Origin of the sequence: Roseovarius sp. S88, from assembly GCF_037023735.1 — a bacterium.
GTDB classification, from domain to species: domain Bacteria; phylum Pseudomonadota; class Alphaproteobacteria; order Rhodobacterales; family Rhodobacteraceae; genus Roseovarius; species Roseovarius phycicola.
In genome coordinates this window covers 1,443,279-1,469,686 of record NZ_CP146069.1, presented here as the reverse complement: position 1 = coordinate 1,469,686, position 26,408 = coordinate 1,443,279, and the positions used below count along the sequence as shown (strand labels likewise).

Annotated in this window: 30 protein-coding genes and 1 pseudogene; 8 read left to right on the top strand and 23 right to left on the bottom strand. The window is 57.7% G+C overall.

Features of this window, described 5'->3' with window-relative positions; genetic code table 11:
- Positions 1 to 68: 68 nt before the first annotated feature.
- Positions 69 to 491 carry a DUF4864 domain-containing protein gene (locus RZ517_RS07475; RefSeq protein WP_338550826.1) on the bottom strand — a complete coding sequence of 141 codons (423 nt, stop codon included), beginning with the start codon at positions 489 to 491 and terminating at the stop codon, positions 69 to 71.
- A 241-nt stretch (positions 492 to 732) separates the two neighbouring features.
- On the opposite strand from RZ517_RS07475, the gene RZ517_RS07470 reads away from it, so the two are divergent.
- Positions 733 to 1,173: a DMT family transporter gene (locus RZ517_RS07470; protein WP_338550825.1), complete on the top strand. Its 441-nt coding sequence runs from the start codon at positions 733 to 735 to the stop codon at positions 1,171 to 1,173.
- Between the two features lie 78 nt (positions 1,174 to 1,251).
- Complete coding sequence (locus tag RZ517_RS07465; protein WP_338550824.1) at positions 1,252 to 1,569, top strand: hypothetical protein; 318 nt, start codon at positions 1,252 to 1,254, stop codon at positions 1,567 to 1,569.
- Positions 1,570 to 1,577: 8 nt separating this feature from the next.
- Here RZ517_RS07465 and RZ517_RS07460 read toward each other — a convergent pair whose 3' ends face one another.
- From RZ517_RS07460 to proS, 5 genes are all read right to left on the bottom strand, one after another.
- A complete protein-coding gene (locus RZ517_RS07460; protein ID WP_338550823.1) occupies positions 1,578 to 2,555 on the bottom strand; it encodes an Ldh family oxidoreductase in 978 nt (325 codons plus the stop codon).
- Between the two features lie 21 nt (positions 2,556 to 2,576).
- Positions 2,577 to 3,260, bottom strand: a complete 684-nt coding sequence (locus tag RZ517_RS07455; RefSeq protein WP_338550822.1) for an ABC transporter ATP-binding protein — start codon at positions 3,258 to 3,260, stop codon at positions 2,577 to 2,579.
- Entirely contained in the window at positions 3,253 to 4,569 is a 1,317-nt protein-coding gene (locus RZ517_RS07450; RefSeq protein WP_338550821.1) for a lipoprotein-releasing ABC transporter permease subunit, read from the bottom strand. The genes RZ517_RS07455 and RZ517_RS07450 overlap by 8 nt, the downstream gene beginning before the upstream one ends.
- Positions 4,570 to 4,637: 68 nt before the next feature.
- Positions 4,638 to 5,144, bottom strand: coding sequence for a DUF2937 family protein (locus tag RZ517_RS07445; protein ID WP_338550820.1), 507 nt, complete (start codon positions 5,142 to 5,144; stop codon positions 4,638 to 4,640).
- A gap of 45 nt (positions 5,145 to 5,189) precedes the next feature.
- Positions 5,190 to 6,581 carry a proline--tRNA ligase gene (proS, locus tag RZ517_RS07440; protein WP_338550819.1) on the bottom strand — a complete coding sequence of 464 codons (1,392 nt, stop codon included), beginning with the start codon at positions 6,579 to 6,581 and terminating at the stop codon, positions 5,190 to 5,192.
- A 189-nt stretch (positions 6,582 to 6,770) separates the two neighbouring features.
- On the opposite strand from proS, the gene RZ517_RS07435 reads away from it, so the two are divergent.
- The 5 genes and pseudogenes from RZ517_RS07435 to RZ517_RS07415 all read left to right on the top strand — a co-directional run bounded on the left by RZ517_RS07435 (position 6,771) and on the right by RZ517_RS07415 (position 12,954).
- Positions 6,771 to 7,286 carry a fasciclin domain-containing protein gene (locus tag RZ517_RS07435; RefSeq protein ID WP_338550818.1) on the top strand — a complete coding sequence of 172 codons (516 nt, stop codon included), beginning with the start codon at positions 6,771 to 6,773 and terminating at the stop codon, positions 7,284 to 7,286.
- A gap of 95 nt (positions 7,287 to 7,381) precedes the next feature.
- Positions 7,382 to 8,451, top strand: a pseudogene (locus RZ517_RS07430) (AI-2E family transporter).
- Positions 8,451 to 9,122 (top strand): DnaA ATPase domain-containing protein, encoded by a 672-nt coding sequence (locus tag RZ517_RS07425; RefSeq protein ID WP_338550816.1) that lies wholly within the window; start codon positions 8,451 to 8,453, stop codon positions 9,120 to 9,122. The pseudogene RZ517_RS07430 and the gene RZ517_RS07425 overlap by 1 nt, the downstream one beginning before the upstream one ends.
- Before the next feature lie 51 nt (positions 9,123 to 9,173).
- Complete coding sequence (locus RZ517_RS07420) at positions 9,174 to 11,348, top strand: RNA degradosome polyphosphate kinase (RefSeq protein WP_338550815.1); 2,175 nt, start codon at positions 9,174 to 9,176, stop codon at positions 11,346 to 11,348.
- Positions 11,349 to 11,406: 58 nt separating this feature from the next.
- Entirely contained in the window at positions 11,407 to 12,954 is a 1,548-nt protein-coding gene (locus RZ517_RS07415) for a Ppx/GppA family phosphatase (RefSeq protein WP_338551124.1), read from the top strand.
- Here RZ517_RS07415 and RZ517_RS07410 read toward each other — a convergent pair.
- The 8 genes from RZ517_RS07410 to RZ517_RS07375 form a co-directional block, all read right to left on the bottom strand.
- Positions 12,951 to 13,295 (bottom strand): hypothetical protein, encoded by a 345-nt coding sequence (locus RZ517_RS07410; RefSeq protein WP_338550814.1) that lies wholly within the window; start codon positions 13,293 to 13,295, stop codon positions 12,951 to 12,953. The genes RZ517_RS07415 and RZ517_RS07410 overlap by 4 nt on opposite strands.
- Before the next feature lie 40 nt (positions 13,296 to 13,335).
- Positions 13,336 to 14,373, bottom strand: coding sequence for an endonuclease/exonuclease/phosphatase family protein (locus RZ517_RS07405; protein WP_338550812.1), 1,038 nt, complete (start codon positions 14,371 to 14,373; stop codon positions 13,336 to 13,338).
- Between the two features lies 1 nt (position 14,374).
- Positions 14,375 to 15,052, bottom strand: coding sequence for a molecular chaperone DjiA (locus RZ517_RS07400; protein ID WP_338550811.1), 678 nt, complete (start codon positions 15,050 to 15,052; stop codon positions 14,375 to 14,377).
- Between the two features lie 10 nt (positions 15,053 to 15,062).
- The gene (locus tag RZ517_RS07395; RefSeq protein WP_338550810.1) at positions 15,063 to 15,572 is read right to left on the bottom strand and encodes a GNAT family N-acetyltransferase; all 510 of its coding nucleotides are present in this window, start codon (positions 15,570 to 15,572) and stop codon (positions 15,063 to 15,065) included.
- Positions 15,569 to 16,180, bottom strand: coding sequence for a VOC family protein (locus tag RZ517_RS07390; protein WP_338550809.1), 612 nt, complete (start codon positions 16,178 to 16,180; stop codon positions 15,569 to 15,571). The genes RZ517_RS07395 and RZ517_RS07390 overlap by 4 nt, the downstream gene beginning before the upstream one ends.
- A 229-nt stretch (positions 16,181 to 16,409) precedes the next feature.
- On the bottom strand, positions 16,410 to 16,895 hold the full coding sequence (locus RZ517_RS07385; protein WP_338550808.1) for an MAPEG family protein: 486 nt from the start codon (positions 16,893 to 16,895) through the stop codon (positions 16,410 to 16,412).
- On the bottom strand, positions 16,892 to 19,024 hold the full coding sequence (gene scpA, locus RZ517_RS07380; RefSeq protein WP_338550807.1) for a methylmalonyl-CoA mutase: 2,133 nt from the start codon (positions 19,022 to 19,024) through the stop codon (positions 16,892 to 16,894). Before scpA ends, RZ517_RS07385 begins: the two co-directional genes overlap by 4 nt.
- The gene (locus tag RZ517_RS07375; protein WP_338550806.1) at positions 18,996 to 19,931 is read right to left on the bottom strand and encodes a hypothetical protein; all 936 of its coding nucleotides are present in this window, start codon (positions 19,929 to 19,931) and stop codon (positions 18,996 to 18,998) included. Before RZ517_RS07375 ends, scpA begins: the two co-directional genes overlap by 29 nt.
- Before the next feature lie 49 nt (positions 19,932 to 19,980).
- Here RZ517_RS07375 and RZ517_RS07370 point away from each other — a divergent pair, with 49 nt between their 5' ends.
- Positions 19,981 to 20,565 (top strand): DUF4174 domain-containing protein, encoded by a 585-nt coding sequence (locus RZ517_RS07370; RefSeq protein ID WP_338550805.1) that lies wholly within the window; start codon positions 19,981 to 19,983, stop codon positions 20,563 to 20,565.
- A 10-nt stretch (positions 20,566 to 20,575) separates the two neighbouring features.
- On the opposite strand, the gene RZ517_RS07365 is transcribed toward RZ517_RS07370, so the two are convergent.
- From RZ517_RS07365 to RZ517_RS07325, 9 genes are all read right to left on the bottom strand, one after another.
- On the bottom strand, positions 20,576 to 21,091 hold the full coding sequence (locus RZ517_RS07365; RefSeq protein ID WP_317055106.1) for a hypothetical protein: 516 nt from the start codon (positions 21,089 to 21,091) through the stop codon (positions 20,576 to 20,578).
- Positions 21,092 to 21,097: 6 nt separating this feature from the next.
- A complete protein-coding gene (locus tag RZ517_RS07360) occupies positions 21,098 to 23,143 on the bottom strand; it encodes an acetyl/propionyl/methylcrotonyl-CoA carboxylase subunit alpha (protein WP_338550804.1) in 2,046 nt (681 codons plus the stop codon).
- A 131-nt stretch (positions 23,144 to 23,274) separates the two neighbouring features.
- Entirely contained in the window at positions 23,275 to 23,484 is a 210-nt protein-coding gene (locus RZ517_RS07355) for a hypothetical protein (RefSeq protein ID WP_317055109.1), read from the bottom strand.
- Positions 23,485 to 23,860: 376 nt separating this feature from the next.
- Entirely contained in the window at positions 23,861 to 24,220 is a 360-nt protein-coding gene (locus tag RZ517_RS07350) for a hypothetical protein (RefSeq protein ID WP_338550803.1), read from the bottom strand.
- Positions 24,221 to 24,304: 84 nt separating this feature from the next.
- Entirely contained in the window at positions 24,305 to 24,445 is a 141-nt protein-coding gene (locus tag RZ517_RS07345; RefSeq protein ID WP_338550802.1) for a hypothetical protein, read from the bottom strand.
- A 214-nt stretch (positions 24,446 to 24,659) separates the two neighbouring features.
- On the bottom strand, positions 24,660 to 25,073 hold the full coding sequence (locus RZ517_RS07340; RefSeq protein ID WP_338550801.1) for a DUF6497 family protein: 414 nt from the start codon (positions 25,071 to 25,073) through the stop codon (positions 24,660 to 24,662).
- Complete coding sequence (locus RZ517_RS07335; RefSeq protein WP_338550800.1) at positions 25,070 to 25,498, bottom strand: hypothetical protein; 429 nt, start codon at positions 25,496 to 25,498, stop codon at positions 25,070 to 25,072. The genes RZ517_RS07340 and RZ517_RS07335 overlap by 4 nt, the downstream gene beginning before the upstream one ends.
- Complete coding sequence (locus RZ517_RS07330) at positions 25,495 to 25,896, bottom strand: cupin domain-containing protein (protein WP_338550799.1); 402 nt, start codon at positions 25,894 to 25,896, stop codon at positions 25,495 to 25,497. The genes RZ517_RS07335 and RZ517_RS07330 overlap by 4 nt, the downstream gene beginning before the upstream one ends.
- Positions 25,893 to 26,408 carry a hypothetical protein gene (locus RZ517_RS07325; RefSeq protein ID WP_338550798.1) on the bottom strand — a complete coding sequence of 172 codons (516 nt, stop codon included), beginning with the start codon at positions 26,406 to 26,408 and terminating at the stop codon, positions 25,893 to 25,895. Before RZ517_RS07325 ends, RZ517_RS07330 begins: the two co-directional genes overlap by 4 nt.

The window sequence follows — 26,408 nt, the reverse complement described above, 5'->3', positions numbered from 1 at the left end:
AGACTACCAGCTTCCACGACGTGGGCAATTCCCAATGCTCAATCACAACGGGCCCAAAGATCAACAGGTCAGGCGGTTCCCTCTCCGGCCCTGCGCACGCGCACCCCGTTGATCTTCCAGCCGTCCTCTCCCGCAATCATTTCATATTCAAGCTCGTAGTAGACGCCATCCGCATCCCGTATCAACACGTCCTGCACCAGCGCGCCGCCCACATCGCGTGTGTCCAGAAATTCTACTTCCGATGGCCGCCAAACCATCGGGTACCCATTGCGCACCATTTCGCCAAAGCGTTCGGAAGTGCCAAACATGCCCTTGATCATCGGGCTGGCAAAGGTAAAGGCAGTGGCAAAATCGTCCTGCTGAAAGGCGGTCAGCTGATCCGAAATCACTTGCCGAGCCGCATCATCCGCATGAGCCGGTTTTGTAGCCGCCAAGGCCAGCGACAATGTGATTGCCACGACCAAACTCAGGTGCATCATCCAACGGGGCATGCAGCGTCTCCTTTGGGCACAAGTAGCGCGGCATCCGAGGTAATCAATTTTTCTGATGAACATCTCTCCTGGCCCGACGAGGACCCAGGTTCGGGATCCCGCAATCCGTCTACCTGGGCCTGTCTCCCGCACCACGGGAAGTGTTGGGTATAGCAAATGCACATGTTTGATCTTTGCACTTTGATCTGGATCAGATTTAACGAAGATGAAACCCCACATGAAATGGCGAAGGAGCTTTCCCATGCCGACCACATTATACGCTTCCGTCATGTTGCTTGCCGGCATTGCCGTGCCTCTTCTGGCCGCTTTGAATGCCGCACTCGGGGTGCGGCTTGGCTCGCCGGTCGCGGCGGCGGCGATCCTTTTCACAGTTGCGTTTCTGGCCACACTGGTGGTGCTTTTGATTCATGGCCCATCGGCTATTTCGGGTGTCGCCAAGGTTCCGAAGCACCTGCTTTTGGGGGGTGTGCTGATTGCGTTCTACGTGCTTTCCATCACCTTCATCGCGCCAAGGTTTGGCGTGGGAAATGCAGTTTTTTTCGTTTTACTTGGCCAACTTATCTCTGCGGCTTTGATTGACCAGTTTGGCTTGTTCGGCAATCCGATCTCGCCTTTGTCGCTTACACGTGCGGCGGGTATTGGGCTTATGGCCGCGGGTGTATTCGTGACGCAACAGGCTTGAGTTTTTCCTCTCGCAAACGTGGATTGCATGTGAGAGCATCGCGCCCATATCATGGGCATAATCCAAAAGGCAGAGCACATGACCCGTTTTAACACATTCATCCGCAAGGGTGTGATCCTGTCGATTTTGACAACCAGCCTTGCGGCTCCGGCATCCATCGCCACGGCGGAAGAAGCGCAGGAGTTCAACCCATCGGACTTGGTTCCACGCCGGTTCAGTGTCTCAAAGTTTACGCAACTTTCGGACCCAGAACTTTATGATGTGCTTGTTGCGGTGCGCCGTGGGCGTGCGATCACCATCGATGGGTGCTCGGTCTCGCAAAGCCGCGCCATCATTCGCAGTTCAAGCAAGGACCCAGAGGTGGCACGCCGTCAGGCAATTACAAGCTGCAGCTGACGCAGGGCCTAGTGACCTGCAAGTGCCCGCACTGATTGCCAAACGGAATCTTCGATATCCACAGGATCGGCCACCTGACGCCCCTGCCCGGGAATCCGCGCTTCTGCGTCCCGCGCAACAGCCGTTTCCACTTGGGCCAGACGATCAAAGAACGCGCCCGATGTGGCGGGATCCATAATCAGGTAGTAGTCGCCAATATCATGGGGTTCGCCTTCGGGGGCTTTGAGCGGGCCAATGTCCACGCCTGCAAGGCTTCCGGTCATACCGGAGGCCAGCAATTCAGCCATCAGACCAAAACCCCACCCCTTGTAGCCGCCCATGCTGACCAGCGACCCTTTGAGCGCCGCTTCGGGGTCTGTGGTGGGCTGGCCATCGGCATCAACGGCCCAGCCTTCGGGAATGGACTGCCCTGCGGCCTTGGCCATCGTGATCTTGCCCAGGGCCACGGTTGTGGTGGATTGATCAAAGAGCATCGCAACACCGCCCTGCCCGTCTGGCACAGCAAAGGAAATCGGGTTGGTGCCAATCACGCGGTGCTTGCCTCCTGGAGGGGCGACAACAGGTGTGGCGTTGGTCATACCCAGCGCAACGAAGCCCGCGCGCGCGATTTGGGCCGTGAAATAGCCCAGAGAGGTGCATGTATGGGCGTGGCAGACCGCCAGAGAGGCCACACCGGCCTCTTCAACGGCCTTTAAAGCCTCGGGCAAAGCCCGGGCAAAGGCGGCTTGCGCAAAGCCATACTTGGCGTCCACAAGAACTGTTCCAGCCCGGGGGCGTGTGACTTCTGGGTCGGCATCACCTTTAACGCGACCGGTTTTCAACTGCTGGCAATAGCTTTCGAGGTAGTAGAGCCCGCAGATCTTGTTGCCCAAACCTTCGGCTTCGCGAATGGCCGCAGCGACTTCCGTGGCCACCCAATCTGCCGCGCCGTGGCGCAAGAGCGCGGCTTTTGACGTGGTTTCGATCTCGTTCAAAGACAGTTTCATGTTATCCCCTGTTTTGGGCAGCTATGCCGCCACCACCTGACCACCGTCGAGCTTCACCACCCGGTCCATGCGCGCGGCCAGCTCAAGGTTGTGTGTGGCGATGAGCGCCGCGAGACCTGTGCCGCGCACAAGGTCCATCAGGGCGGCAAACACTTGATCCGAGGTGCCCGGATCGAGATTGCCCGTTGGCTCATCCGCCAAAAGAAGACGTGGGGCATTGGCCAAAGCGCGGCAAAAGGCGACGCGCTGTTGTTCGCCGCCTGACATGGCCGAGGGGCGGTGGCTGGCGCGGTCCGCGATGCCGACGCGCGCCAGAAGATCGCGCGCACGCGCCTCGGCGTCGCTCTTGGCAATCCCGTTGGCGAGTTGCGGCAGGACGATGTTTTCCTCAGCCGTAAATTCCGGCAGCAAGTGGTGAAACTGATAGACAAAGCCCACATCCTGACGCCGTGCAATGGTGCGGCGGCGGTCGCTGAGCCCTGTCATATTGACGCCGCCAATCTCAACCGTGCCAGTATCGGGCGTATCGAGCAGGCCCGCGATGTGCAAAAGCGTGGACTTTCCCGCCCCTGAGGGAGCCACAAGCGCCACCATCTCGCCCGCCTTGATGTCAAGCTTTGCGTCCTGCAGCACGGTAACCGCATTGGTCTTGCCGCTGTTGTAGGTCTTGGAGAGCCCATCAAGGCGCAGCATGACGTCACTCATAGCGCAGCGCCTCAACCGGGTTCATCCGCGCCGCGCGCCTTGCCGGGAAGATGGTCACGATGAAACTCAGGCCCAGGGACAGGCCAATGGCCGACATCACATCCCAGAATTGCAGTTTGGCAGGCAGGTTATAGATCCCCCGGATCGACGGGTCCCAGACCCCACCACCCATGATGTAATTCACGAAGCTGAAGAGCGGGTCGATATAAATCGCGAAAAGGCACCCAAGAATAACGCCAAAGAGCGTGCCGAGGATACCTGTCATCGCGCCACAAATGAAAAAGACACGCAAAACAGACCCTTCGGTCAGGCCCATGGTGCGCAGAATACCAATATCCCGGCCTTTGTTTTTCACCAGCATGATCAGCCCGCTGGTGATGTTCATGGCGGCAATAAGCACGAGGATCGACAGGATGACAAACATCACGTTGTCTTCCACCTCCAGCGCGCGCAGGAACCCGCCGCTGGCGTCTCGCCATGTCCAGACCTGTGATCCGTCGCCCGCTGCGCGCAAGAGGGGCAGGTTCATGTCATCCACCGCCTCAGGGTCGGTGACCATGACCTCAAGCTCGTCCGCGGTGCCTTCGCGGTTGAAAAAGCTCTGCGCCTCTTCAAAGGCCAAGTAAACGCGCACCTGATCGATATCATAGCGCCCGGCAGAAAAGATATAGACCACGTCATAGGCGTTGATACGGGGGTTGGTGCCAAAGGCGGTTTTCACGCCGTTGGGGTTGATCAGTTTGATCTTGTCGCCCACCCCAATCCCAAGGGTTCGCGCCACGCCTGATCCGATGGCAATCGGGGCCAAGCCAGTTTCTTCATTTTTGCCTGAATTGAATGCTTCGATATCGCCCAGACCCGTTTCCGGGTCGGCAATACGCGGTAAGGTCAGCAGATCATCGTGAGCAATTCCAAAGACTTGCACACCTGCATTGAGGTCACGCGAATTTGCCATGACCTGCCCTTTGACCAAGGGCGCCACGCGGGTGACGCCTTCGACCTCGCGCACGCGCTCGGCCATCTCGGCGTAGTTTGGAATAGAGCGGTCAATCTGGCGCGTGGTCTCGTTCATTGTGCCGACGCTGTAGACCGTCACATGCGCGTTGGATCCCAGAATCGTGTCCACAAATTCAGCCCGAAACCCTGAGCGCACCGAGAGCGTTGCGATCAACGCAAACACCGCCAGCGTGATGCCAATCAGGCTGATCCAGGTCATCACGCTCACGCCGCCCTCGGCGCGTTTTGCGCGCAGATATCGCCAGGCGATCATCCATTCAAATGCGGAAAAAGGTGCCGGTTGGGCTGCCACTCTGGACCTCAGGTTTTCGTTTGCGCGGACATTGGTCAACAAGCGCGCCGGGGTCAAGCGGAAGGCGGTCAGTTCACTTGCGGTGCGCGGTCTTTGCGGCGGAAAAGGTTGGCGAGAAAACCAAGCACTATGCTGATCAACCCGTATCCAACGGCCAGACCCATTGCGGCGAACCCGATGCCTTCAAAGGTCAACGGCACAGCAGGCCGGAAATCCGCCAGCGTTTCCTGCGCCAGCTTCGGCTCGGTGAAACGCCACGGCGTGAATGCGCGTTCCAAGGATGTGCGCCCCTGCAATTGAGACAAATCCTCACTCAACCGATCGTGGCGTTTGAAAACGCGGGACATGGAAAGCGCCCTTGCCTCTCCCATGGCTGAGCCAAGTTCGAGCTGTTGTATGGCCGCGCCACGATCCAGACCCAGCGCCGTGGCGTCCCGGTCAAAATCGGCCACGATCACGGCCAATTCATCGACCGCGCCGGACAAGCGCTGATAATATTGTTGCGAGTATTCAGGGAACTGGGAAAACCCTGCACAAGCGGCGATGCCGCCCGCCAAAGCGAGTGCTCTCATCATACTAATCCTGCCTCGTTCTTTTTATTATTGAGGACAGTATAGCATTTAAAGCCAGGTGTGGAAACTGCGCTGTGCCATAGGCTCTACCGCCACGCTCCGGTGATGCGGCGCGTAGATTTCCGCAATCTTTTCAATGGCTTTTTCTGGCGGCATCTCTTCGCTTTCGCCGGTTCTGCGGCTGGTCAGCTCGACAACGCCGTTTTTCAGCCCCCTTGGTCCCACCGTGATCCGCCAAGGCAGGCCGATCAGGTCCATGGTCGCAAACTTGCCTCCTGCCCGCTCATCGCGGTCATCATAAAGCGGCTCAAGACCCAAGGCGGTCAGCGAGGTGTAAAGCGCGTCACAGGCGGCGTCGGCCTCGTTATCGCCTTGCTTGAGGTTGACGATCCCGGCATGGAAAGGCGTGACACCTTCAGGCCAGATGATGCCGTTCTCGTCATGGCTTGCCTCAATGATCGCACCAATGAGACGGCTCACGCCAATGCCGTGGCTGCCCATATGCACCGGCACGGGCTTGCCATCCGGGCCTTGGACCGTGGCACCCAAAGGTTCAGAGTATTTTGTCCCGAAATAAAAGATTTGCCCAACTTCGATGCCCCGCGCCGACCGTCGGCGCGCTTCGGGCACCTCGTTGAAGATCGCCTCGTCATGGGTTTCGTCCGTGCGCGCATAGCGCGATGTGAATTCCTCCAGAACCGTCTGACACTGCTCCACGCTGTCGTAATCAATCTCACGATCTCCAAAGCGCAGATCGGTGATCTCGCTGTCATAGAACACTTCGGATTCGCCCGTTTCGGCCAGAACGAGGAACTCGTGGGTGTAGTCGCCCCCAATCGGCCCGCCATCGGCGCGCATCGGAATGGCTTGCAGGCCCATACGCTCATAGGTGCGCAGATAACTTACCAAATGGCGGTTGTATGAATGTAGCGCGTCTTCTTTGGTCAAATCGAAATTGTAGCCGTCCTTCATGAAGAATTCACGCCCGCGCATGACGCCAAAACGCGGCCGGATCTCGTCGCGGAACTTCCACTGGATATGGTAGAGTGTTAGCGGCAGGTCCTTGTAGCTGCCCACATGGGCGCGGAAGATATCGGTGATCAGTTCCTCGTTGGTCGGACCGTAGAGCATATCGCGATCATGCCGGTCGCGGATGCGCAGCATTTCCTCGCCATAATCGTCATAGCGCCCGCTTTCGCGCCACAGATCGGCGGATTGCAACGTGGGCATGAGCATCGGGATATGTCCCGCGCGCATTTGTTCTTCGTGGACGATATTTTCCAGCTTGCGCAAAACCTTGAAGCCCAGCGGAAGCCAGGAATAAATCCCCGCGCTCGACTGTTTGATCATGCCCGCCCGCAGCATCAGGCGGTGGCTGGCAATCTGAGCCTCGGACGGCGTTTCCTTCAACACAGGCAGGAAATAACGGGACAGGCGCATGGGCACTCTCATCTTCAAAACTGGCGTTCGGTCCCGTTTATGACCTTGGTCCAAATGAAACAAGACGGGATCGGCGGGAATTGGAGCATCTGAGAAAAAGATACGTGCGGAAAGTGAACCAATCCGCACGTATCCGCGTAGCTCTATGCACATGCACAGAGCATGCTAGCAAAAAAAGAGGTACTAGAAATGAAATCGATCTTCAAGATTGCCGCAATGGCCGCAACGGCCGTTACACTGGCAACTGGCGCAAAAGCCGCCAATATTGTCGAGATCGCAGCAGGGGATGAACGTTTTTCCACGCTCGTGGCCGCGGTTCAGGCCGCAGGCCTGGCGGAAACGCTGTCCGGTGAAGGCCCCTTCACTGTGTACGCCCCTGTCAATGACGCATTTGCCGCTCTGCCAGAAGGCACAGTTGAAACACTGCTGAAGCCAGAGAACAAAGACCAGCTGACCAACGTGTTGCTCTATCACGTTGATGATCGCAAACTGACCGCCGGCCAAATTCCAGGTGGTTCGAACTACTTCAAGCCGGTTCTGGCATCTGAGCGTCTGTGCATTACCAAAGATGCGGGTGGTGTGAGCATTGCAGATGGGACGGGCGAGAGCGCCAATGTTGTTATCGCAGACATCAAGGCGTCGAACGGTGTGATCCACGTTGTAGACAAAGTGCTGCTGCCGGGTACACGCCCTGCTTGCCACTAAAGCACACTGACTTTTCAAGGGGCGTTCCAATGCGAGCGCCTCTTGAAACCCTGCCCGTCATACGCAATGTGTAAGCGAACACATTTTGAGGGCAAATGGCACTTCCCGTCTCAACACAGCTGAAATACTGGGGCTTCGCAGCAGTTTTTTCTTTCTGCTGCTATGGTTTCTGGGCGATGTAATCTTGCCCTTTGTACTTGGCGGCGCCATCGCTTACTTTCTTGATCCAGTCGCGGACCGTCTTGAAAAGATGGGGTTTTCACGTGCTGTTTCGGTTACGATCATCACGCTGATCGCCTTGATGATCTTTGTGGTCATGGCGCTTTTGGTGATACCGACGCTGGTCGAGCAGACCGCCAACCTGATCAACATAGCCCCGCAGCTTTTCAATGACTTGCAGGCGTTCCTGACCGACCGCTTCCCGCAACTGGTCGATGAAACCTCGACGCTACGCCAGTCCCTGATTTCCGTGGGCGAGACCATTCAGGAACGGGGTGGGCAACTTATCGAAACCGTTCTTTCCTCGGTGTCATCCCTGATTAATGTTGTGGTGCTCTTGGTGATCGTGCCAGTCGTGGCGTTCTATCTGCTCTATGACTGGGACCGTATGGTGGCGGAAATTGATCGCCTTTTGCCCCGCGACCATGCGCCGGTTATTCGCCATCTGGCAGGAGAGATCGACAACACGCTGGCCGCGTTCATTCGCGGCATGGGCACCGTTTGTCTGGTGCTGGGCACGTATTACGCCGTGGCGCTCATGCTTGTTGGGCTACAGTTTGGCCTCGTGGTCGGGGCTTTTGCCGGGCTGATCACGTTCATCCCATACATCGGCGCTCTGCTGGGCGGGGCCTTGGCCATCGGATTGGCCTTGTTCCAATTCTGGGGTGACTGGGTATCCATCGGTCTGGTGGCCGGGATTTTCATGATTGGTCAGGTGCTTGAGGGCAATGTCCTCACCCCCAAACTGGTCGGAAGTTCGGTAGGATTGCATCCCGTCTGGCTCATCTTTGCGCTGTCCGTGTTTGGTGCGCTCTTTGGTTTCGTGGGCATGCTGGTTGCTGTGCCTGTGGCTGCTGCCATCGGTGTTCTGGCGCGCTTTGCGACCGGGCAATACCTTGGCAGCAAGCTCTATCGCGGATTAGAGCCGGAGCAGGACGCGGATTAATGCCTCAGCAGCTCAGCTTTGATTTGCCCGTCAGAATAGCCCACGGGCGGGAAGACTTTTTCGTGTCTTCTGCCAATGCTGCCGCAGTTGCCATGATTGAAGGCTGGCAGAGCTGGCCGGGGCGCAAACTGGCGCTGGTTGGCGCCGAGGCCTCGGGCAAGACGCATTTGGTGCATGTTTGGGCGACACTGTCCGGCGCCAAAATCGTAGCTGCTGCAGACGTGGCTACAGCCGACATTCCCAGCTTGGCAAGCGCTTCGGTTGCGGTCGAGGATGTTGACCAGATTGCCGGTAACGCCGAGGCAGAAGAGGCGCTGTTCCATCTGCACAATCTGGTTCTGGCCGAAGGACACAGCCTTCTTTTCACCGGACAAAACGCGCCGAATTTCTGGCCCATCGCCCTGCCCGATTTGGCCAGTCGCCTGCAAGGCACGCCCCTAGTCGCACTTGAAGCCCCTGATGATGTGCTCCTGACCGCGCTTATGGCCAAGCTTTTCCATGACAGGCAAGTGGTGCCCACCGCCGATGTCCTGCCCTACCTTGTGCGCCGCATTGATCGATCCTGCGCCGCCGTGCAGGCTACGGTCGAAGCGTTGGACGCCGCTGCCCTTGCGCAGGGGCGCGCCGTCACCCGCGCCCTGGCCAAAGAGGTTCTGGACAAGATGGGCTGATACAGGCACACTCGTCATCTTCCCGTTACCAAAACCTAGCATAAGCCCCGGATGAGCAACGCAGATTTTTTGAAATCCCCCTTCCCAGAACCGGTCACGCCGGAGGGCTTGGATGTGAGCGGACGTGGGCGGTTTTATAACCGCGAGCTGAGCTGGCTTGGCTTTAACTGGCGCGTTTTGGAAGAGGCCAAAAACCCGCGCGTGCCGCTCTTGGAACGTCTGCGGTTTCTGTCGATTTCCGCCACCAATCTGGACGAATTTTACAATGTGCGCGTCGCAGGCCTGCGTGAGCTGGCCCATGCAGGCAACACCACACCGGGCATCGACGGGCTGACGCCAGCAGAACAGCTGATCCTCATCGACGAGGATGCGCGCAAGCTTTTGGCGGATCAGCAGGACACACTGCAAACGCTTCGAAAGGAAATGGAGGCAGAGAACATCTCCATTTTGGATGGCAGAAGCTTGTCGAAGGAAGATGAGGGCTTTCTGGAAGACACCTTTCTGACCAAGGTTTTTCCGGTGCTCTCCCCACTGGCCATTGATCCGGCACATCCCTTTCCGTTCATCCCCAATCTAGGCTATTCGCTGGCCCTTCAGATGGAACGGAAATCCGACAAGCGCCCCTTGCAGGCGCTTTTGCCGATCCCCGCGCAGATTGACCGTTTTGTGACCCTTCCCTCTGAAGACGGCGCGCATCGCGCCCTGCCGCTGGAAGAGTTGTTGCTGTTGCATCTGGGACATCTCTTTCCCGGCTACACCTACAAGGCACATTGCAATTTCCGCGTCCTGCGGGACAGCGATCTTGAGGTCGAGGAAGAGGCCGAAGATCTGGTGCGCGAGTTTGAGGTGGCCCTCAAACGTCGCCGCCGGGGCGAGGTTGTCCGCCTCAAGATGTCGTCTGGTGCGCCCGAAGAACTGCGCCGAACCATCATGCGTGAGTTGGATGTGAAACCCTATGAGGTGGTTGAGGTCGAAGGCATGATTGGCCTTGCGGACCTCAAGGAGCTGGTGATCGACAGCCGCCCGGACCTTCTTTGGCCCAGCTTCACGCCACGCGTGCCGGAACGGGTGCAAGACCATGATGGCGACATGTTCGCGGCGATCCGGCAAAAGGACATGCTGCTGCATCACCCCTATGAAACCTTCGACATGGTTGTGCGGTTTCTCAGCCAGGCGGCACGGGACCCCGATGTCGTGGCGATCAAGCAGACGCTTTACCGCACGTCCAAAAAATCTCCCATTGTTGAAGCGCTTTGCGAGGCGGCAGAGGATGGCAAATCCGTCACTGCTCTGGTCGAGTTGAAAGCACGTTTCGATGAGGCCGCCAACATCCGGCAGTCGCGGCGTTTGGAACGTGCGGGCGCGCATGTGGTCTATGGGTTTATGGATCTCAAGACACATGCCAAGATCTCGACCGTGGTGCGCCGCGAGGGTGATAGCCTTGTCACCTACACCCATTACGGCACCGGCAATTATCACCCCGATACGGCCAAGATTTACACCGATCTCAGCTTTTTCACTTGTGATCCGGCGCTTGGGCGCGATGCCACCAAGGTGTTCAACTTTCTTTCCGGTTATGCCCAGCCGGAAATGCTTGAAAACCTTGCCATTTCTCCAGAAGGCATGAAACCCAAGCTCATCGATATGATCCGTCAGGAAATGGAGCACGCCAAGGCGGGTAAACCGGCGATGATCTGGGCCAAAATGAACTCACTCATCGAACAGGACGTGATCGACACGCTTTATGAGGCCAGTCAGGCCGGAGTGAAGATCAGCCTTGTGGTGCGCGGCATTTGTGGCCTCAGACCAGGCATCAAGGGTTTGAGCGACAATATCCGCGTGAAATCGATCATTGGCCGCTTTCTGGAGCATTCGCGCATTGTGTGTTTTGGCAATGGTGCCGGACTACCGTCGAAAAAGGCGCGGGTTTTCATCAGCTCTGCTGACTGGATGAGCCGCAACCTCAACCGCCGGGTCGAAACGCTGATCGAGATCACCAACAAAACCGTCAAGGCCCAGATCGTCAGCCAGATCATGGCGGCCAATATGGCGGATGTGGCGCAAAGCTGGGTCATGTCGCCCGAAGGACGGTTCGAGCGCCTGCCCGTTCCAGAGGGTGAATTTGCCTTCAATTGCCACCGGTTTTTCATGGAAAACCCATCGCTTTCGGGACGCGGATCGGCAGGCGCATCCGATGTGCCACAGCTGACGCACACCGAAGACTGACTGATTGACCGAACTGCGTACGCTGACGCATAAACGTCGCAGCAGAACCGGGGATGTCATGGACGGAACGACCGACGCCGCACAGAGCGATTGGGGGCCTTTTGGCCGCCCGCTATTCGATGACCCCCGCGCCAAGGCGCTCAGCCATGTGGGCGTCGTTGATGTGGGATCAAACTCTGTGCGCATGGTGGTGTTTGACGGTGCCGCCCGAAGCCCGGCCTATTTTTACAACGAAAAGATCATGTGTGCGCTTGGTGCGGGCCTGTCGGAGACAGGGCGTTTGAACCCCGATGGACGTGCACGCGCGCTGGCCGCCATGAAGCGGTTCAAGCTTTTGGCAGAAAATATCTGTGACGGGCCTTTGACGGCGGTGGCAACGGCGGCCATTCGCGAAGCCGAGGACGGCCCGGCCTTTCGCGATGAGGTCGAACGCGAGACCGGCATTCAGCTTTGGGTCGTGGATGGTGAAGAAGAAGCCCGGCTCTCTGCGCAAGGCGTGCTGTTGGGGTGGCCCGGGTCCTATGGCCTTGTTTGTGACATTGGCGGGTCGTCCATGGAACTGGCCGAGATCAACGGTGGTAAGGTAGGCGAGCGGCTGACGTCTTCGCTTGGTCCCTTGAAACTCAAAGACCTCAAAGGCGGCAAGCGCGCGCGTCGCGCCCATATTCGCGACACCCTAACCGCGATGTATGACCAGATGGGCGAGCAGAAAAACCGCCTGTTTCTGGTCGGTGGGTCCTGGCGCGCGATCGCCAAGATCGACATGGAACGACGCGGCTATCCGCTTCATGTGCTGCACGAATATCGGATGAGCGCGAAATCCGTGCGCGCCACAGCGGCCTATATCAGCGAATGCGATCAAGAAGAGCTGCGCCAACGCGCCGGTGTGTCCACCGCGCGGATGGACCTTGCTGTCATTGCCATCGACGTGCTGCGGCAGGTGGTGAAGACCTTTAAGCCGCGCGACATCGCCGTGTCGAGCTATGGCATCCGTGAGGGGCTTCTCTATGAGCAAATGCCGCAGGCGTTGCGCGACCGGGATCCTTTAATTGAAGCCTGCCGGTTTGCCGAGGCCAAAGACGCCCGCCTGCCCGGTTACGGTCGCATGGTGTTCAACTTTGTCCAGCCACTGTTTCGCTCCGTGCCCAAGGACCAGTTTCGGATCATCAAGGCGGCCTGCCTCTTGCATGACGTCAGTTGGCGCGCGCATCCCGATTACCGAGCTGAGGATTGCTTTGACAACGCCACACGCGCCAATCTGGGTGGTCTGAAACATGCCGAGCGCGTGTTTCTGGGGCTGGCCTTGATGCATCGCTACTCCAACCGGCGCGAAGGCACGCGATTTGAGGCCCTGACCAAGCTGGTCACGGCACAGGATGAGCATCAAGCCGAGGTGCTTGGCAAGGCGATGCGCCTTGCGGCGATGTTCTGGCTGCGTAAGGACGAGACATTGGGCGAGTTGGTGTGGAAACCCAAAAAGCGGCACCTGACGTTGAAACTCTCCAAAGCCGCTGAGCCAATGTTCGGCGAAGTCGCTGAGGCGCGCTTCAACTCTCTGGCAGAAACCCTTGAGGCAGAAACGAAAGTCCGGGTCGCCCGAGGTTAAATTTCGATATCCCCATCGCTGTCTTCCGCCGCCTTTTCGGCTGGGGTTTTCTTGCGAATGATGATGTCGCCATTGGGCAGGATTTCCGGCGCGTGATAGGCGCTCAGATCTTCGATCTGCCCGAGCAGATCCATGAAACCGGGGCCAATCTCTGTCATGAACTGGCGGAGAGCTGGCTCCATGTCCTCGGCCATGCCATGAAGATCCTTCAAGGCAGGTTCCATTTCCCTCATGAACCCTTCGATGAAAAGCTGCGCCCCGCGCTCCATAAGCGACGGGCCTTCTTCTTCGGCCAGAGCGGGTTGCGCAAGTGCGCCCAGTAAGACCACAGGGTAAATCATATGCTTCATTGCCCTAATATAATCGATTTGGGCGAAAGTTTTAAGACGTCAGGTCAATATCCATGATGACCGGGAAGTGATCGGAGGCCGCAATGAGCGCGTCACGCAGTTCTGGCATCTTCCAGCAATCAGGGTCATCAAAGGGATGCCAAATACGCCAACTTGGTTTTTGGGCCTGCAAATCAGGCGACACCATAATGTAGTCCAAAAGCGCCTGAAGATACCGTTTTTCCTGGGAAATATAGAAGCGCGCGGTGGTGTTCATCGCCCCGATCCGACGCCTGAGGGCACGCTTGGCATGCGGGTCGTAGAGCGTGAGCTCTGTGCGCTTCCCATCGCCCATGATCACCTCAACCGACGAGCGCCCAAAAAGATGCTCATATTCGTCCAGACCGGGTCCGTCATTGAGATCTCCAAGCAGGATAAGCGACTCACCGGCCTCAAGATGCGCTTCCACCCGGCGTCTCAACCACACCGCCTGCGCCTGTTGCTTGCGCCGGTTGGAAATGCCCATGCGCATCGCCTCATCGCGGTTGCGCGCGCCATGCGGGGCCTTGGATTTCAGGTGCGCGCCGATCATGCGGAATGCAAACCCACCTTTTGTCTGGGCCGCAATCTCCAGCGGGGGTTTGGAAAATTCCACCAGGTCCTCTGTCGCATCAATATCCAGATCAATCCGAAACACGCCGTCAAACCGGGGCGCATCCGGCGACCCGCGCTTGCCTGTCTCTTCGCCTTGTGGGTCGTGCCGACAGCTCAGCACATCAGGATCATAGAGAAGCGCAATCTCCTGCTGCGTTGCATTTGCAAAGCCAATCAATGCTTTACGCGCGCGCAACCCCATCTTGTCAGCAAAGTTTTCCAGCGCAGGCTCAGTGGCGCGCTTTTTGTTGGTATCCGGAGCCTCAATCACCATGATCGCATCCGCATCCAATGCGGTGAACACAATGCCAAGCGCTGTAAGCTGCTCATGTCGACTTACACCGTGGCGTCCCGACAGCTCTTGATCGTCAAGCATCCTGCCCTTGTCATCAAACAGGGCATTGAACCATTCCACATTGTAAGTGGCGATGCGCATCTCAGCCCTTTCCGCTGATCTCCTCCCAGGCGTGATTGATATCACTCAGCCGCTTTTCAGCCAGCTTAATGGCCTCTTGCGGCACGCCCCGCGCAATCATGCGATCAGGATGCATGTCACGCACCAAACTACGGTAATGACTGCGAATTTCGTCCATTGGCGCGTTTGGATCCACACCCAGAACCGCATAAGGATCGGGCTTTGCATCTGGTACAAACCGGCTGCGCAGAACCTGAAACTGCGCATCGGGGATCTCGAAAATCTCCGCTACACGTTCAAGGAACACATCTTCGTTGGGATGATAGACCCCATCGGCCACGGCGATGTGAAAGAGGCCCTCCATCAGGTCGAAAAGCGTATCCATCTCAGCCCCGAACATGGTCTTGATCCGCTGAGCGTAATCCTCAAATCCAACAACATCTTGCCGTGCGAGGTTGAACACCTTTGCCGCACCGGCCTCATCATCCTGCGCGATCTGAAAGACTTCGCGAAAGGCTGTCACCTCATCGCGCGTGACCAACCCATCGGCCTTGGCCATCTTGGCCCCAAGCGCGATCACGGCAATGGCAAACGCCACGCTGCGCTCGGGCGGCGTGCGCAGCGCGTCAAAGACCCGCGTAAGCGGCTCGCCCTTGGCCAGCGCCGACAGCGCTTCGGAGATACGGTTCCAGATGGACATGGGCGCAACTTTAGCGGCTGTCTGATCCGTGGGACAGGCGTTTTTGTAACAAAATCAGATCAATCCATCTGCCGAACTTGAAACCCACCTGCGCAACGTGCCCCACCTCCTTATAACCGAGGGCAAGGTGAAACGCGACGGCCTCTGTGTTTTCACCGCTGATACCGGCCATCAACGACCCAACCCCGTGCGCAATAGCATGATCTTCCAACGCCGCCATCAAAGCCCGGCCCACCCCATGCCCTCGCGCATCAGAGGCCAGCATCACCGTATGTTCCATCGTGCGACCATAGCCCGTGCCTTTGCGGAACTGATCATAGGTGGCGTATCCCACCACCCCTTCATCGGTTTGTGCCACCAAAAACGGCCTGCCCTCGGCCTGCCGCACAGCGATCTCTTGCGCCACTAGATCCACCGTCTTTTCAATCTCGGTGAAACTGACAGTGGTCTCCCGAATATAGAGGTTCACAATCCGCGCAACGGCCTCTGCATCTGCATCCGTGGCCGCGCGCAGGATCATTCCAGCACACGCACACCTGATGGCGTGTCCATCTCGGCAACAAGCCCCAAAGGGGCCGTTTCAAAGCGCACGCGGGTCTCTTGGAACACCGGTGCCAACGTCTGGCGCAATTCGTCAGCATCAGGATGAGAGATCGTAAGCATTTTCAAACGGCATCCGGATGCCGGCAAACGGCGCGCTGGTGTCTCCGCGCTGGCCCATTCGATAACGGCGGGGAACATGTTGTCATATGGCAGAATTCCGGTGGGTGGCACGGACATCTGCCATCTCAAATCGCCGCGGGCCAGCGGCACAGGTGTTCCTGCCTGTGGGTGCTCAGCAACAAACCCGTTCAGATCATCGGTCCGGCAAATCCAGTTTGTTGGCCGCGCTCGACCGGTGAAGCGATCCAGATCAAACCAGCGGGGATACTCAGGTGCAGGCGCATCTGGATCAATGCTGATCACCTCCAGATAAAGCCCGTCCTCCAATCCCAAAAGCAGGTTGTGTGTTCCGAAATGCGGGTGCTGCCCGCCGGGCAACAGCGGCACGCCTAGGGCGCCTTCGGCATAGGCCCGACCGCTTTCAAGCGTTTCAGCGGCAATCGCAAAGTGATCCAGAACTATCATGTCTCAGCACTCTTCTTTGCAAGGAATTCTCCAGGCAATCGGCCAGCGTGCCATCCGTCCCTTGTTTGCCAGAACACACAGCAATGCAAAGCAGATTTTCTAAACCTGCACCAGTTTAAAGCGTTTCGCCTTTAACCTGAGACATCAGCGAAAGGCGAAACACGTGCAACGATTGGGTGTCGCGCTGCGTTTCGCGATCATTTGTGAGTTAAGTTTATCGCGAAACGCTTTAGCCCGAGACAAGCCGCAAGATGACCCAGACCGCGGCGAAGAGTGTGGGATAGAAGGTTGCGGCAAAGCCAAAGGCGCGCAGCGGCGGCGAGAGGTGATATCCCCCCCAAAACAACAGTCGCGCCACGACAAACCCCAGCCCCAGCACCAGAACCGTTCCCGCGCCCAGGAAAAAGCCAACCAGCGGCCAGATGCAAAGCGCCAGCACGACCTGTTCCAATGTGTTCGTCAGCACGGCCTGATCTACCGCCGCGCCGCCGGTCAGCTTCTGTCCGTCAATGGCGGTGTCATCCCCAAAACGCCTCTGCGCCAGCCTTGCAATCATCAGCATCAGCACCACACCGGGGCCGAAGACCGCGCCCATCAGAACCGGCTGGATCATCGCAATCGGCACGGGGATCTGAGCGCCAATCCACAGCAGCCCTATGGCCCAGAGTGCCCCGGTCGCCATTCCGGCAAGGATCATGCCGCGTTTTTGGCTCATGCAGCGCGCGCCTCATGGATCAGCCGCAGGATATCCTGCGCCGCCTCAGGGATGTTTGTGCCCGGCCCAAAAATCGCCTTCACCCCCGCGGATTTCAGGAACTCGTAATCCTGCTGCGGGATCACCCCGCCACAGATCACGATAATATCGCTGGCGTCTTTTTCCTTAAGCGCATCAATGAGTTGCGGCGCCAAAGTCTTGTGGCCAGCGGCCTGGCTTGAAATACCGATCACATGGACATCATTGTCAATCGCATCCTGTGCCGCCTCATCCGGTGTCTGGAAAAGCGGCCCCACATCAACGTCAAACCCGATATCGGCAAAGGCCGTGGCGATGACCTTGGCCCCGCGGTCATGTCCGTCCTGGCCCATCTTGACCACAAGCATGCGCGGCCTGCGCCCTTCGGCATCCGCAAAATCCTCCACCGACTTCTGAATGGCGGCAAAGCCTTCATCGCCTTCATACGCCGCACCATAAACACCGGCGAGCGTTTTCACCTCGGCGCGGTGGCGTCCGAATTCCTTTTCCAAAGCCATACTGATCTCTCCCACTGATGCCCGTGCGCGTGCAGCCTCAACCGCGCCCTCAAGCAGATTGCCGCCGTCTTTTGCCCGCCGCGTTAATTCGTTCAGCGTGGCCTCGCAGGCTGCTTCATCGCGCTCGGCGCGGATTTTCTCCAGACGTGCGATCTGGCTGTCGCGCACGGCAGAATTGTCGATATCGAGAATGTCGATCGGGTCTTCTTTGTCCTTGCGGTACTTGTTGACCCCTACGATCACTTCGTCGCCCCGGTCGATCATCGCCTGTCTCGTGGCAGCAGATTCCTCGATCCGAAGCTTGGGCATGCCAGAGGCCACGGCCTTGGTCATACCGCCCATTTCTTCGACCTCATCCATGAGTGCCCAGGCCTTTTCGGCCAGTTCTGCCGTCAAGCTTTCGACGTAATAGGACCCCGCCAGAGGATCGACGACATTGGTCACGCCTGTCTCTTCCTGCAGCACAAGTTGGGTGTTGCGAGCGATCCGCGCCGAGAAGTCCGTGGGCAGCGCAATCGCCTCATCCAGCGCGTTGGTGTGCAGGCTTTGCGTGCCGCCCAACACCGCACTCATCGCTTCGTAGGCGGTACGTATGACGTTGTTATAGGGGTCTTGCTCTTGCAGGCTCACGCCCGATGTCTGGCAATGGGTGCGCAACATCTTTGAGCGCTCGTTCTTGGCCCCGAACTCGGTCATGATGCGGTGCCACAGCAGGCGCGCGGCGCGCAGTTTGGCGGCCTCCATGAAGAAGTTCATGCCGATGGCAAAGAAGAAACTCAGCCGACCAGCGAATTTATCAACATCCATGCCCGCCTCAATGGCAGCGCGCACATATTCGCGCCCATCAGCCAGGGTATAGGCCAACTCCTGCACAAGGTTCGCGCCGGCCTCTTGCATGTGATAGCCGGAGATCGAGATGGAGTTGAACTTGGGCATCTCATTGGCGGTGTATTCGATGATGTCGCTGACGATCCGCATCGACGGTTCCGGTGGGTAGATGTAGGTATTGCGCACCATGAACTCTTTCAAAATGTCATTCTGAATTGTGCCCGAAAGAACGCTGCGCGAATGACCCTGCTCTTCTCCGGCCACAATGAAGCTGGCCAGAACCGGGATCACCGCACCGTTCATGGTCATCGAAACGCTGACCTGATCAAGCGGGATACCGTCAAAGAGGATTTTCATGTCCTCGACGCTATCAATCGCCACACCGGCTTTGCCGACGTCACCCACAACGCGTTCATGGTCGCTGTCATAGCCACGATGGGTTGCCAGATCGAAGGCGACCGAGACACCCTGCTGCCCGGCGGCCAGATTACGGCGGTAAAATGCGTTGGATTCCTCAGCCGTGGAAAAGCCCGCATATTGCCGGATCGTCCAGGGGCGCCCGGCATACATCGTCGCCTTCACCCCGCGCGTGAAAGGTGCCTGGCCCGGGATTGTGCCCAGATGATCAAGCGACCCCAGATCGTCCTCGGTATAGAGTGGCTTGACCGGAATACCTTCCAGCGTGTTCCACGTCAGATCCTCAAGCGGACGTCCGCGCAGCTCTTTTTCAGCAATCTCACGCCAGGCGTCTGTGTTCTTTCCCATGGTGTCGTCCTCTGGTCATCTTGGCCTCCTGCGGCTCAAACCGCTTTGTCTCAGGCCATGTTTTCTCTGTCAGTGTTGCCAAGTCTTCCGCTCCGGCGCGCAGCCAGAAGAAGTCATCAGCGTAGGCCTCGCGCAATGCGCTGACTTGTTCGGTGTTAAATGGGTGCCACCGCCCAGTACCATTTGGTAAAAAGCTGCTGTCACCCCCTCTATCGTTGATGAGTTTGCGCAAGACGCGTAGCTCAGGGCTGCGGTTGAGCCATTCACGAGACGCTCGGCGCGGCACCTCGGTCAAACCGGTCACTGCCTTCAGCCGCGCTTCTGGCACACCTGCGAATGTCTCAAAGGGCAGCACATTGATCGAAATGCCCGGCAAAGCGCAGGCCAGGTCGGTGATCACATCGCGCCACGTGCGGGTCGAGCGGCTGAGATGGCGCAACACTCGCGCCGAAGGCAATCTGTGGCCTCGCGCCACAGCAAACGCCAGCGATGAGGCCCAATAGGTGTCCTGACTGCGGATCGACAGGGAAACCGAGGAAATCCTGCCGTCAAACGCCTCAAAAAAACGCGCCATGCGTTCACCAATCGCCGCGTATAGCCGTTCGTCGCGCAGGTTGCGCCGGGTTGCGCCGATCATGTTTTCATCCGTGACCAGCACTGTATGAGCGCCAGACGCTTCCGCCTCGGCCAGGTTGAGCGCAATACGAGACTTGGCGCGTTCAAGCTGCTCAGCAGGGGTTCGACGCCCCTCTACGGGAATAACACCGGTCAGAAGTCCATCGCGTGTTTGCTTAGGCCCCCAAACAGCCAGCCCGGATTGGCGCAAGCTGTCGTTGTTTTCCGACAAATAGTGCAGAAAACTCGTATTGGCGGTGCGATGCGCCCCCAAATGAAGTTGAATATCCATAACCAAGCACCCCTTTCCCACCGTGGTTGTCGAACCAGGGTTATGTGCATTGAATTCGCACCATTTTGTGCTGCGAATCCTCACCGGGGGCTTAAAGTTAAAATTTTCTCGACCTGTAACGCATTCTGTCGTCGCATTTTTCTTCACTGCGCCTATATTTTTGGTGACAGGAGACCCCATGCTAAGAGCGATAACGACGTCTTTTCTGATACTTGCAGCAGGAACCTTATCCGCTGACGAGGCCGCAGACACATCGAAAACCACGCCATCGGAGATCATTTTCCCAGGTGATAGCGTGGATTTGAGTGAATTTGTTTGGAAAAACAGACCGCTTGTTGTGTTTGCCGATAGCCCGGAAGATCCGAGATTCATCCAGCAAATGGCATTTCTGAACCAAGGTCTTGACGACTTGCGAGAGCGCGATGTGATCGTCTTGACAGATCCGAACAAAGACAGCGGGTCTGCCTTGCGCGAAAAGTTGCATCCGCGCGGCTTTATGCTGGCGCTGATTGGCAAGGATGGGCGGATATTCCTGCGCAAACCCCTGCCGTGGGATGTGCGCGAGATTACCCGCGCGATAGATAAAATGCCCACACGGCAACAAGAAATCCGCGACCGTCGCGGCGGAAGCTGAGCGCGCGCCATCATTCGCCCGCTCCCATCGCCACCACCAGCACCCGATTGGGCCGATCCAGCATCATGACGGCGCGTTCTTCGCTGTGAAAGGCCAAGACCGCCTCGGACCGGGTCAAAAGGCGCCGGAACTCTGCCGCCAAATCCCCTTGCATACAGTCCCGCGCCTCCAACGCGGCCCGGCGCATGGCCATGCCGACCGGACGGTCCGTATTGGCCGCCTGGCGCATCGCTTCATCGGGTGACAATGCCGGATCATCCACAGCGGCCACGCCAAAACGCGGCAAGGCACGCAACATCGCCCCAAGATCGCGTTCCACAGGCAGACCTGATGCAGGCGTGTCATCCTTGACCAAAAACGCCCCAGCCGCGCAGCCCTGTTGAGAAGCAAAGGCCAGTGTGTCGCCCAAGGTGAACCAAGCCGAAAGCCTGTCCCGCATGGAGGCTTCATCGTCCCGTGCACAGCCCATCAGGACCGATGCACCAGCCAAAAGGGCTGGAAAGATATGCCGTTCGGCGCAAGGCATCTGGGGTTATTCGAACTCCATAATCACGTCATCCACAGCCAGGCTATCGCCCGGACCAGCATTGATCTTTGACACGACGCCCTTCTTCTCGGCGCGCAGAATATTTTCCATCTTCATCGCCTCAACCGTGCAAAGCGCCTGCCCCTCCTGAACTTCATCGCCTTCGGCGACATTCACAGTCACAATCAGGCCCGGCATCGGGCAGAGCAGCATTTTCGATGTATCAGGCGGGAGTTTCTCGGGCATTAACGTGGCCAATTCGGCCTGACGCGGGGTGCGCACATGCACCTTGATATCCGCGCCGCGGTTGCGAATGCGGAACCCGCCAGAGACCTTGCCCACCTTGAGCACCAAAGGCGCGCCGTCCACATCCAGCTTGGCCAGTTGATCCCCCGGCGTCCAGTCGCTGGACACGCGGTGGCTGGTGCCATCCTCAAAGCTCACGGTGGATCCATCACGGTCTGCCGCGATCTTTACCGCATGATCCTGTCCTTGCAGAGAGACCACCCAATCCTCGCCCACATGGCGCTCATGGTTGTCCATCCGGCCCGACACACGGGTGCGCCGAATTTCGGCCACGCGGTGCATGGCCGCCGCACTTGCCGCGATCCGGCGCAGGGCGGTGTCATCCAACTCTACCCCTTCAAATCCTTCGGGATATTCCTCTTCAATGAAGGCTGTCGTCATATCGCCCGAGATGAATTTCGGATGATCCATCACGGCCGCCACGAAGGGTAGGTTGTGCCCGATGCCTTCCACCTCAAAGCTGTCGAGCGCCACGCGCATCGCTTCAATGGCCGAGGCACGATCTGGACCCCAAGTACAAAGCTTGGCGATCATCGGATCGTAATACATGCTGATCTCGCCGCCCTCGTAGACGCCGGTGTCATTGCGCACGCCTGTTTCGCCTGATGGCGCATCATCATGCCATGTGTCCGCTTCCAGCATTGGGCCAGCGGCCACTTCAACAGGCGGGCGATACCGGGTCAGGCGGCCAATCGACGGCAGGAACCCGCGGTAGGGATCTTCGGCATAAAGGCGATTCTCAATCGCCCAGCCACCGATTTTCAGATCGCTTTGCTTGATCTTGAGCTTTTCGCCCGCCGCCACGCGGATCATTTGCTCAACAAGGTCCACACCGGTGATCAACTCGGTCACAGGATGTTCCACCTGCAAGCGGGTGTTCATTTCCAGGAAGTAGAAATTCTTGTCGCCATCCACGATGAATTCCACCGTCCCGGCACTGGCATAGCCCACCGCATGGGCCAGTGCCAAAGACTGCTCGCCCATGGCCTTGCGGGTCTTCTCATCGAGAAACGGGCTTGGTGCTTCTTCCACAACCTTTTGATTTCGCCGCTGAATTGAGCATTCACGCTCATGCAGGAACACGCCATTTCCGTGCTGGTCACAGAGCACCTGAATTTCGATGTGGCGCGGTTGGGTGACGAATTTCTCTATGAAAATGCGGTCATCTCCAAAGGAATTCGCCGCCTCGTTTTTCGAGCTTTGAAACCCCTCACGTGCCTCCTCATCGCTCCAGGCGATGCGCATGCCCTTGCCGCCACCGCCCGCGGAGGCCTTGATCATCACAGGATAACCGATTTCATTGGAAATCTTCACCGCCTCATCGGCATCCTCAATGAGGCCCATATAGCCTGGAACCGTGCTGACATTGGCTTCCTGAGCGATTTTCTTTGAGGTAATCTTATCGCCCATCGCCTCAATGGCGGTTTTAGGTGGTCCGATAAAGGCGACACCAGCAGCTTCCAGCGCTTCGGCGAATTTGGGGTTTTCCGAGAGAAAGCCGTAACCGGGATGCACCGCTTCAGCCCCGGATTTCTTGATCGCCGCCATGACCTTGTCGATCACGATATAGGACTCTGACGCCGCGGGCGGGCCGATATGCACCGCCTCGTCCGCCATTTTCACGTGCAGCGCGTTGCGGTCGGCATCTGAATAAATGGCAACGGTCGCAATGCCCATCTTGCGCGCTGTTTTGATCACACGGCAGGCAATCTCGCCCCGGTTGGCGATCAGGATCTTCTTAAACATTCACGAGTCCTCTTTTCGTCCTTTGCCCCCAACGGCACAAAGGGTTTGGCATAGAAAAAACCGCCCATGCGCCAGGGCGCATAAGCGGTTTTTCGAAAGATGACCGGCCTCGCTGAGGAGGCAGGCTCAGATCAGTTGCAGTTGGCGTCTGTGAGCTGGCAATAGGCCACGTTGGCGCCAGCGCCGACAACAGCGCCAGTGACAAGCGAGCCGCCAACCACAGCAGCTGTGCCCACACCAGCAGCACCGCCGATAAGAGCTTGTTCACCGGCTGTGTCGCCACAGGCCGCAAGCGTGCCAAGCAGCACGAGCGCGCACGGGAATGATTTTGTAAGTTGCATGTCGATGTGCCTCTATATTTAGCGCCGTTATTCAACGCATATATCGCCGGTTTTGACCCGGCTTGAACTATATATATGTGCTTTTTGCATTTTTGCGCAAGGGATTGCCGACCTTGAGAGGTAATCCGCGCAAGCCCAAAAGAATTGGGCGGCCCGTACAAAATAGTACGAAGCCGCCCATTAGGGTAAGGGTAACGGTATAGACGGTGTGTGTTGGCCCATTGGGGGAAGGCCACGCCTATGAGCTTCAACATGGAGATGAATTTGCCCCGCGCCAAGCCTGCCAGACGGCGGGCTTTCCTTTCGGCTGTAATTTGCGTATTCCCGCAACCGATCGGCGAAAATATGCTCGTTTGGGGGGTAAACTGCGCGAAACTCACGAAAATTCCCCTTCTTCAAAGGCTTCGGGGAAAGAGGCGCGCGCTATGGCGACGTCCAGAATCAGCAGCGCATCATAGCTTTCGGGGTCAAACGGGTCCTCTGCGGGGCGCACTTCGCGGTCTAAAAGCCAGCTGAGTCGGCCGGCATCCAGATTGCCGCGCTCAAAAGGCTGATCGCCGAAATGTTCCCACAAGGCACGCACAAACGCCGTATCGGCCCTACGGTCTGCGGGCCTGCGGTCGCGAAAACGCTCGCGCGCCACCAAAGGGGTCACGCCCTTGGGGTTTGCACGTCGGATGGTGAACTGGAAATCTGTGCCCGGAAGACGCCCCGGAAAGCCGCGGTGTTTCAGCATGATCCACCTCCGCTTGTGCGAAGGACCCGCCGGATCGGTCTCAGGACAGGCCCAAAGGCCCGCCCTGACACAAGGTCAAAGACCTTACTTGTATTTACCGGTGTGGACCGGCTCAGTCGAGATTGGCTCTGGGTCAACCACGACAAATTCTTCTTCTTGCTGGGCGCAGGCGCCAACAAAGGCCACGAGGGCCAGAGCCAAAAGGCCCTTGATACTGTTCGACATGTTAGTCTCCTGTCTCTGTACGTGAACAGACGACACGGCTTGCGCCTCGCCTGCTCGTCTTCCGAGGTTTGGTTTGCATATTTGCAACCACCGTTCAGCATACCGGAGCAATGTGGCATTTGATATGCATACGCATCAAAGCGTGACGCCTGTGACTCGAAAGCCTCAAACGTGGGCATGGCTAAGGAGTGAGCCGCAAGATGTTGTGTTTGCATCAGAACAGCTCCAAGATACAGGTGCCGCTTTGCAGCGAAAACGTCTCGAAAATCTGCATCACATCGGGGTCAAAACGTCCGAATTCTGACGATTGATCGGCCAGGGATATCACAATCCTGTCGGGTTTCGGGCCCAGTTTGGGGATGCGCGGCAGGGCATAATCGTTACAAAGATGCTCAAGATCAGCGGTCTGTGCCTCGAAATCCTCCTGACCGGTGAACGCGGGCGCGACAAAGCGAAACCGATAGACAAGGCCACTGCCCGGCTGGTCCGAAATCGTTTCCTGCAAATGCGCCTCAAGCCCCGATGGGAGCGCGATGGGAGCCTCCTCCGCCGCCATCGCGCTCGACACCGGGTCCGATAACAGGCAAGCCGCCAAAAGCGCCCGCAGATATGCCGCCCGGCATGTCATTGAATTTGGCCTTTGCTGGGTGTCGCACAGCGTCCCTCGTCCCAGAAAAAGAACACCGCCCGCTTTGAGCTTGGCAGGCGCGAGGTATCGCCGCGCCCATTGGCAAGCTCGATGCCATAGGCGTCAAAGGCCCCCACTTTGGACTTGGACGCCAGCCGATGCATCTGCTTGCAAATACGCTTCAGTTCGGCGGTTTCCGCCGCATTGGGTGCGCGGGAATTCAGGATCTGCCCCAACCTCGTCTGGTAGACCCACAGGAAAACTTCCCGCTGTTTCTGGGACCCATCCTTGGCCTCAAAAAGCACGGTCGTTGCGGTCTCGAACTTGGCGTCCGAGATGCGCGTCTGCACATCCTCCGGCGTGATCGCCAAGGCCGCAGCGCCCCAGAGGGCCAGCAAGGGATATGTGAGACGCGCAAGTTTCATGCAGGCGCATCTTCCGGATTGGTGGCAAACTCCGCCGGGCTGGTGATCTCGATCAGTTCCAGATCATCGGAATGGCGCACTTCACGGTGTTTGATGCCAGGGGGTTGCAGCACGCAAGAGCCTTCGCGCAGGATATGCTCTCCCTCGCCCTCATACTCAAAGACCACCCAGCCCTTGGTGACATAGACCATCTGGAACTCCAGCTCATGGGAATGCCACTCCGCCGGGCTTTCCATCCCCGGCACCGCCCGGATCACATGCGCCCCAAACTTGCCTTGCGTGGCCTTGGCGATGCCCAGCTGGCGGTACTCGAAGAAGGCGCGCAGCCCCTCGCCTACGAATTTGCCATCATCGGCATAGGCAATGGTGAAGGCCTGGTTTTTGTAGAGCTGGGTCATATGAAAAGCCCAGTCATCAAAAAAGCCAATGCGAATAAACAAAACGACGCAACACCAACCACGCTTGAAACGATTAGGCGTGCTTCACATCCCTCAAGCTCGCACTCAAGATCGAACATCGTCATCTCCTTTAGAAGTCGACCGCACTTCTTGATGCCGAATACCTTATCCAGAATTGAATCGGTGATTTCGTTTCCAAGGCTTCCACCGAAGTATAGTTTCGCGAATTTATCTCGTTCTCTTTTGTCTCCAGAAGCACGACAGGCACGCGCAGCAATTGTGTCTAGTATGTGAACTTTGACGACATGCAACCGACCCACGATAAATGCACCGCACAACATCGAAAATCCACAAGCGACAATTGAAAGTACGGCCACCAAGTTGAACAACAGGGGAACGTCATTTGAGAATCGGGCCATTACCAACAGCGTCGCTACCAATAGCGCGCTGCCAGATGCCAAGTAGCGATACCGGTCAATACTTGCGTTAAGGTAGTCGAGGTACTCTTTCAT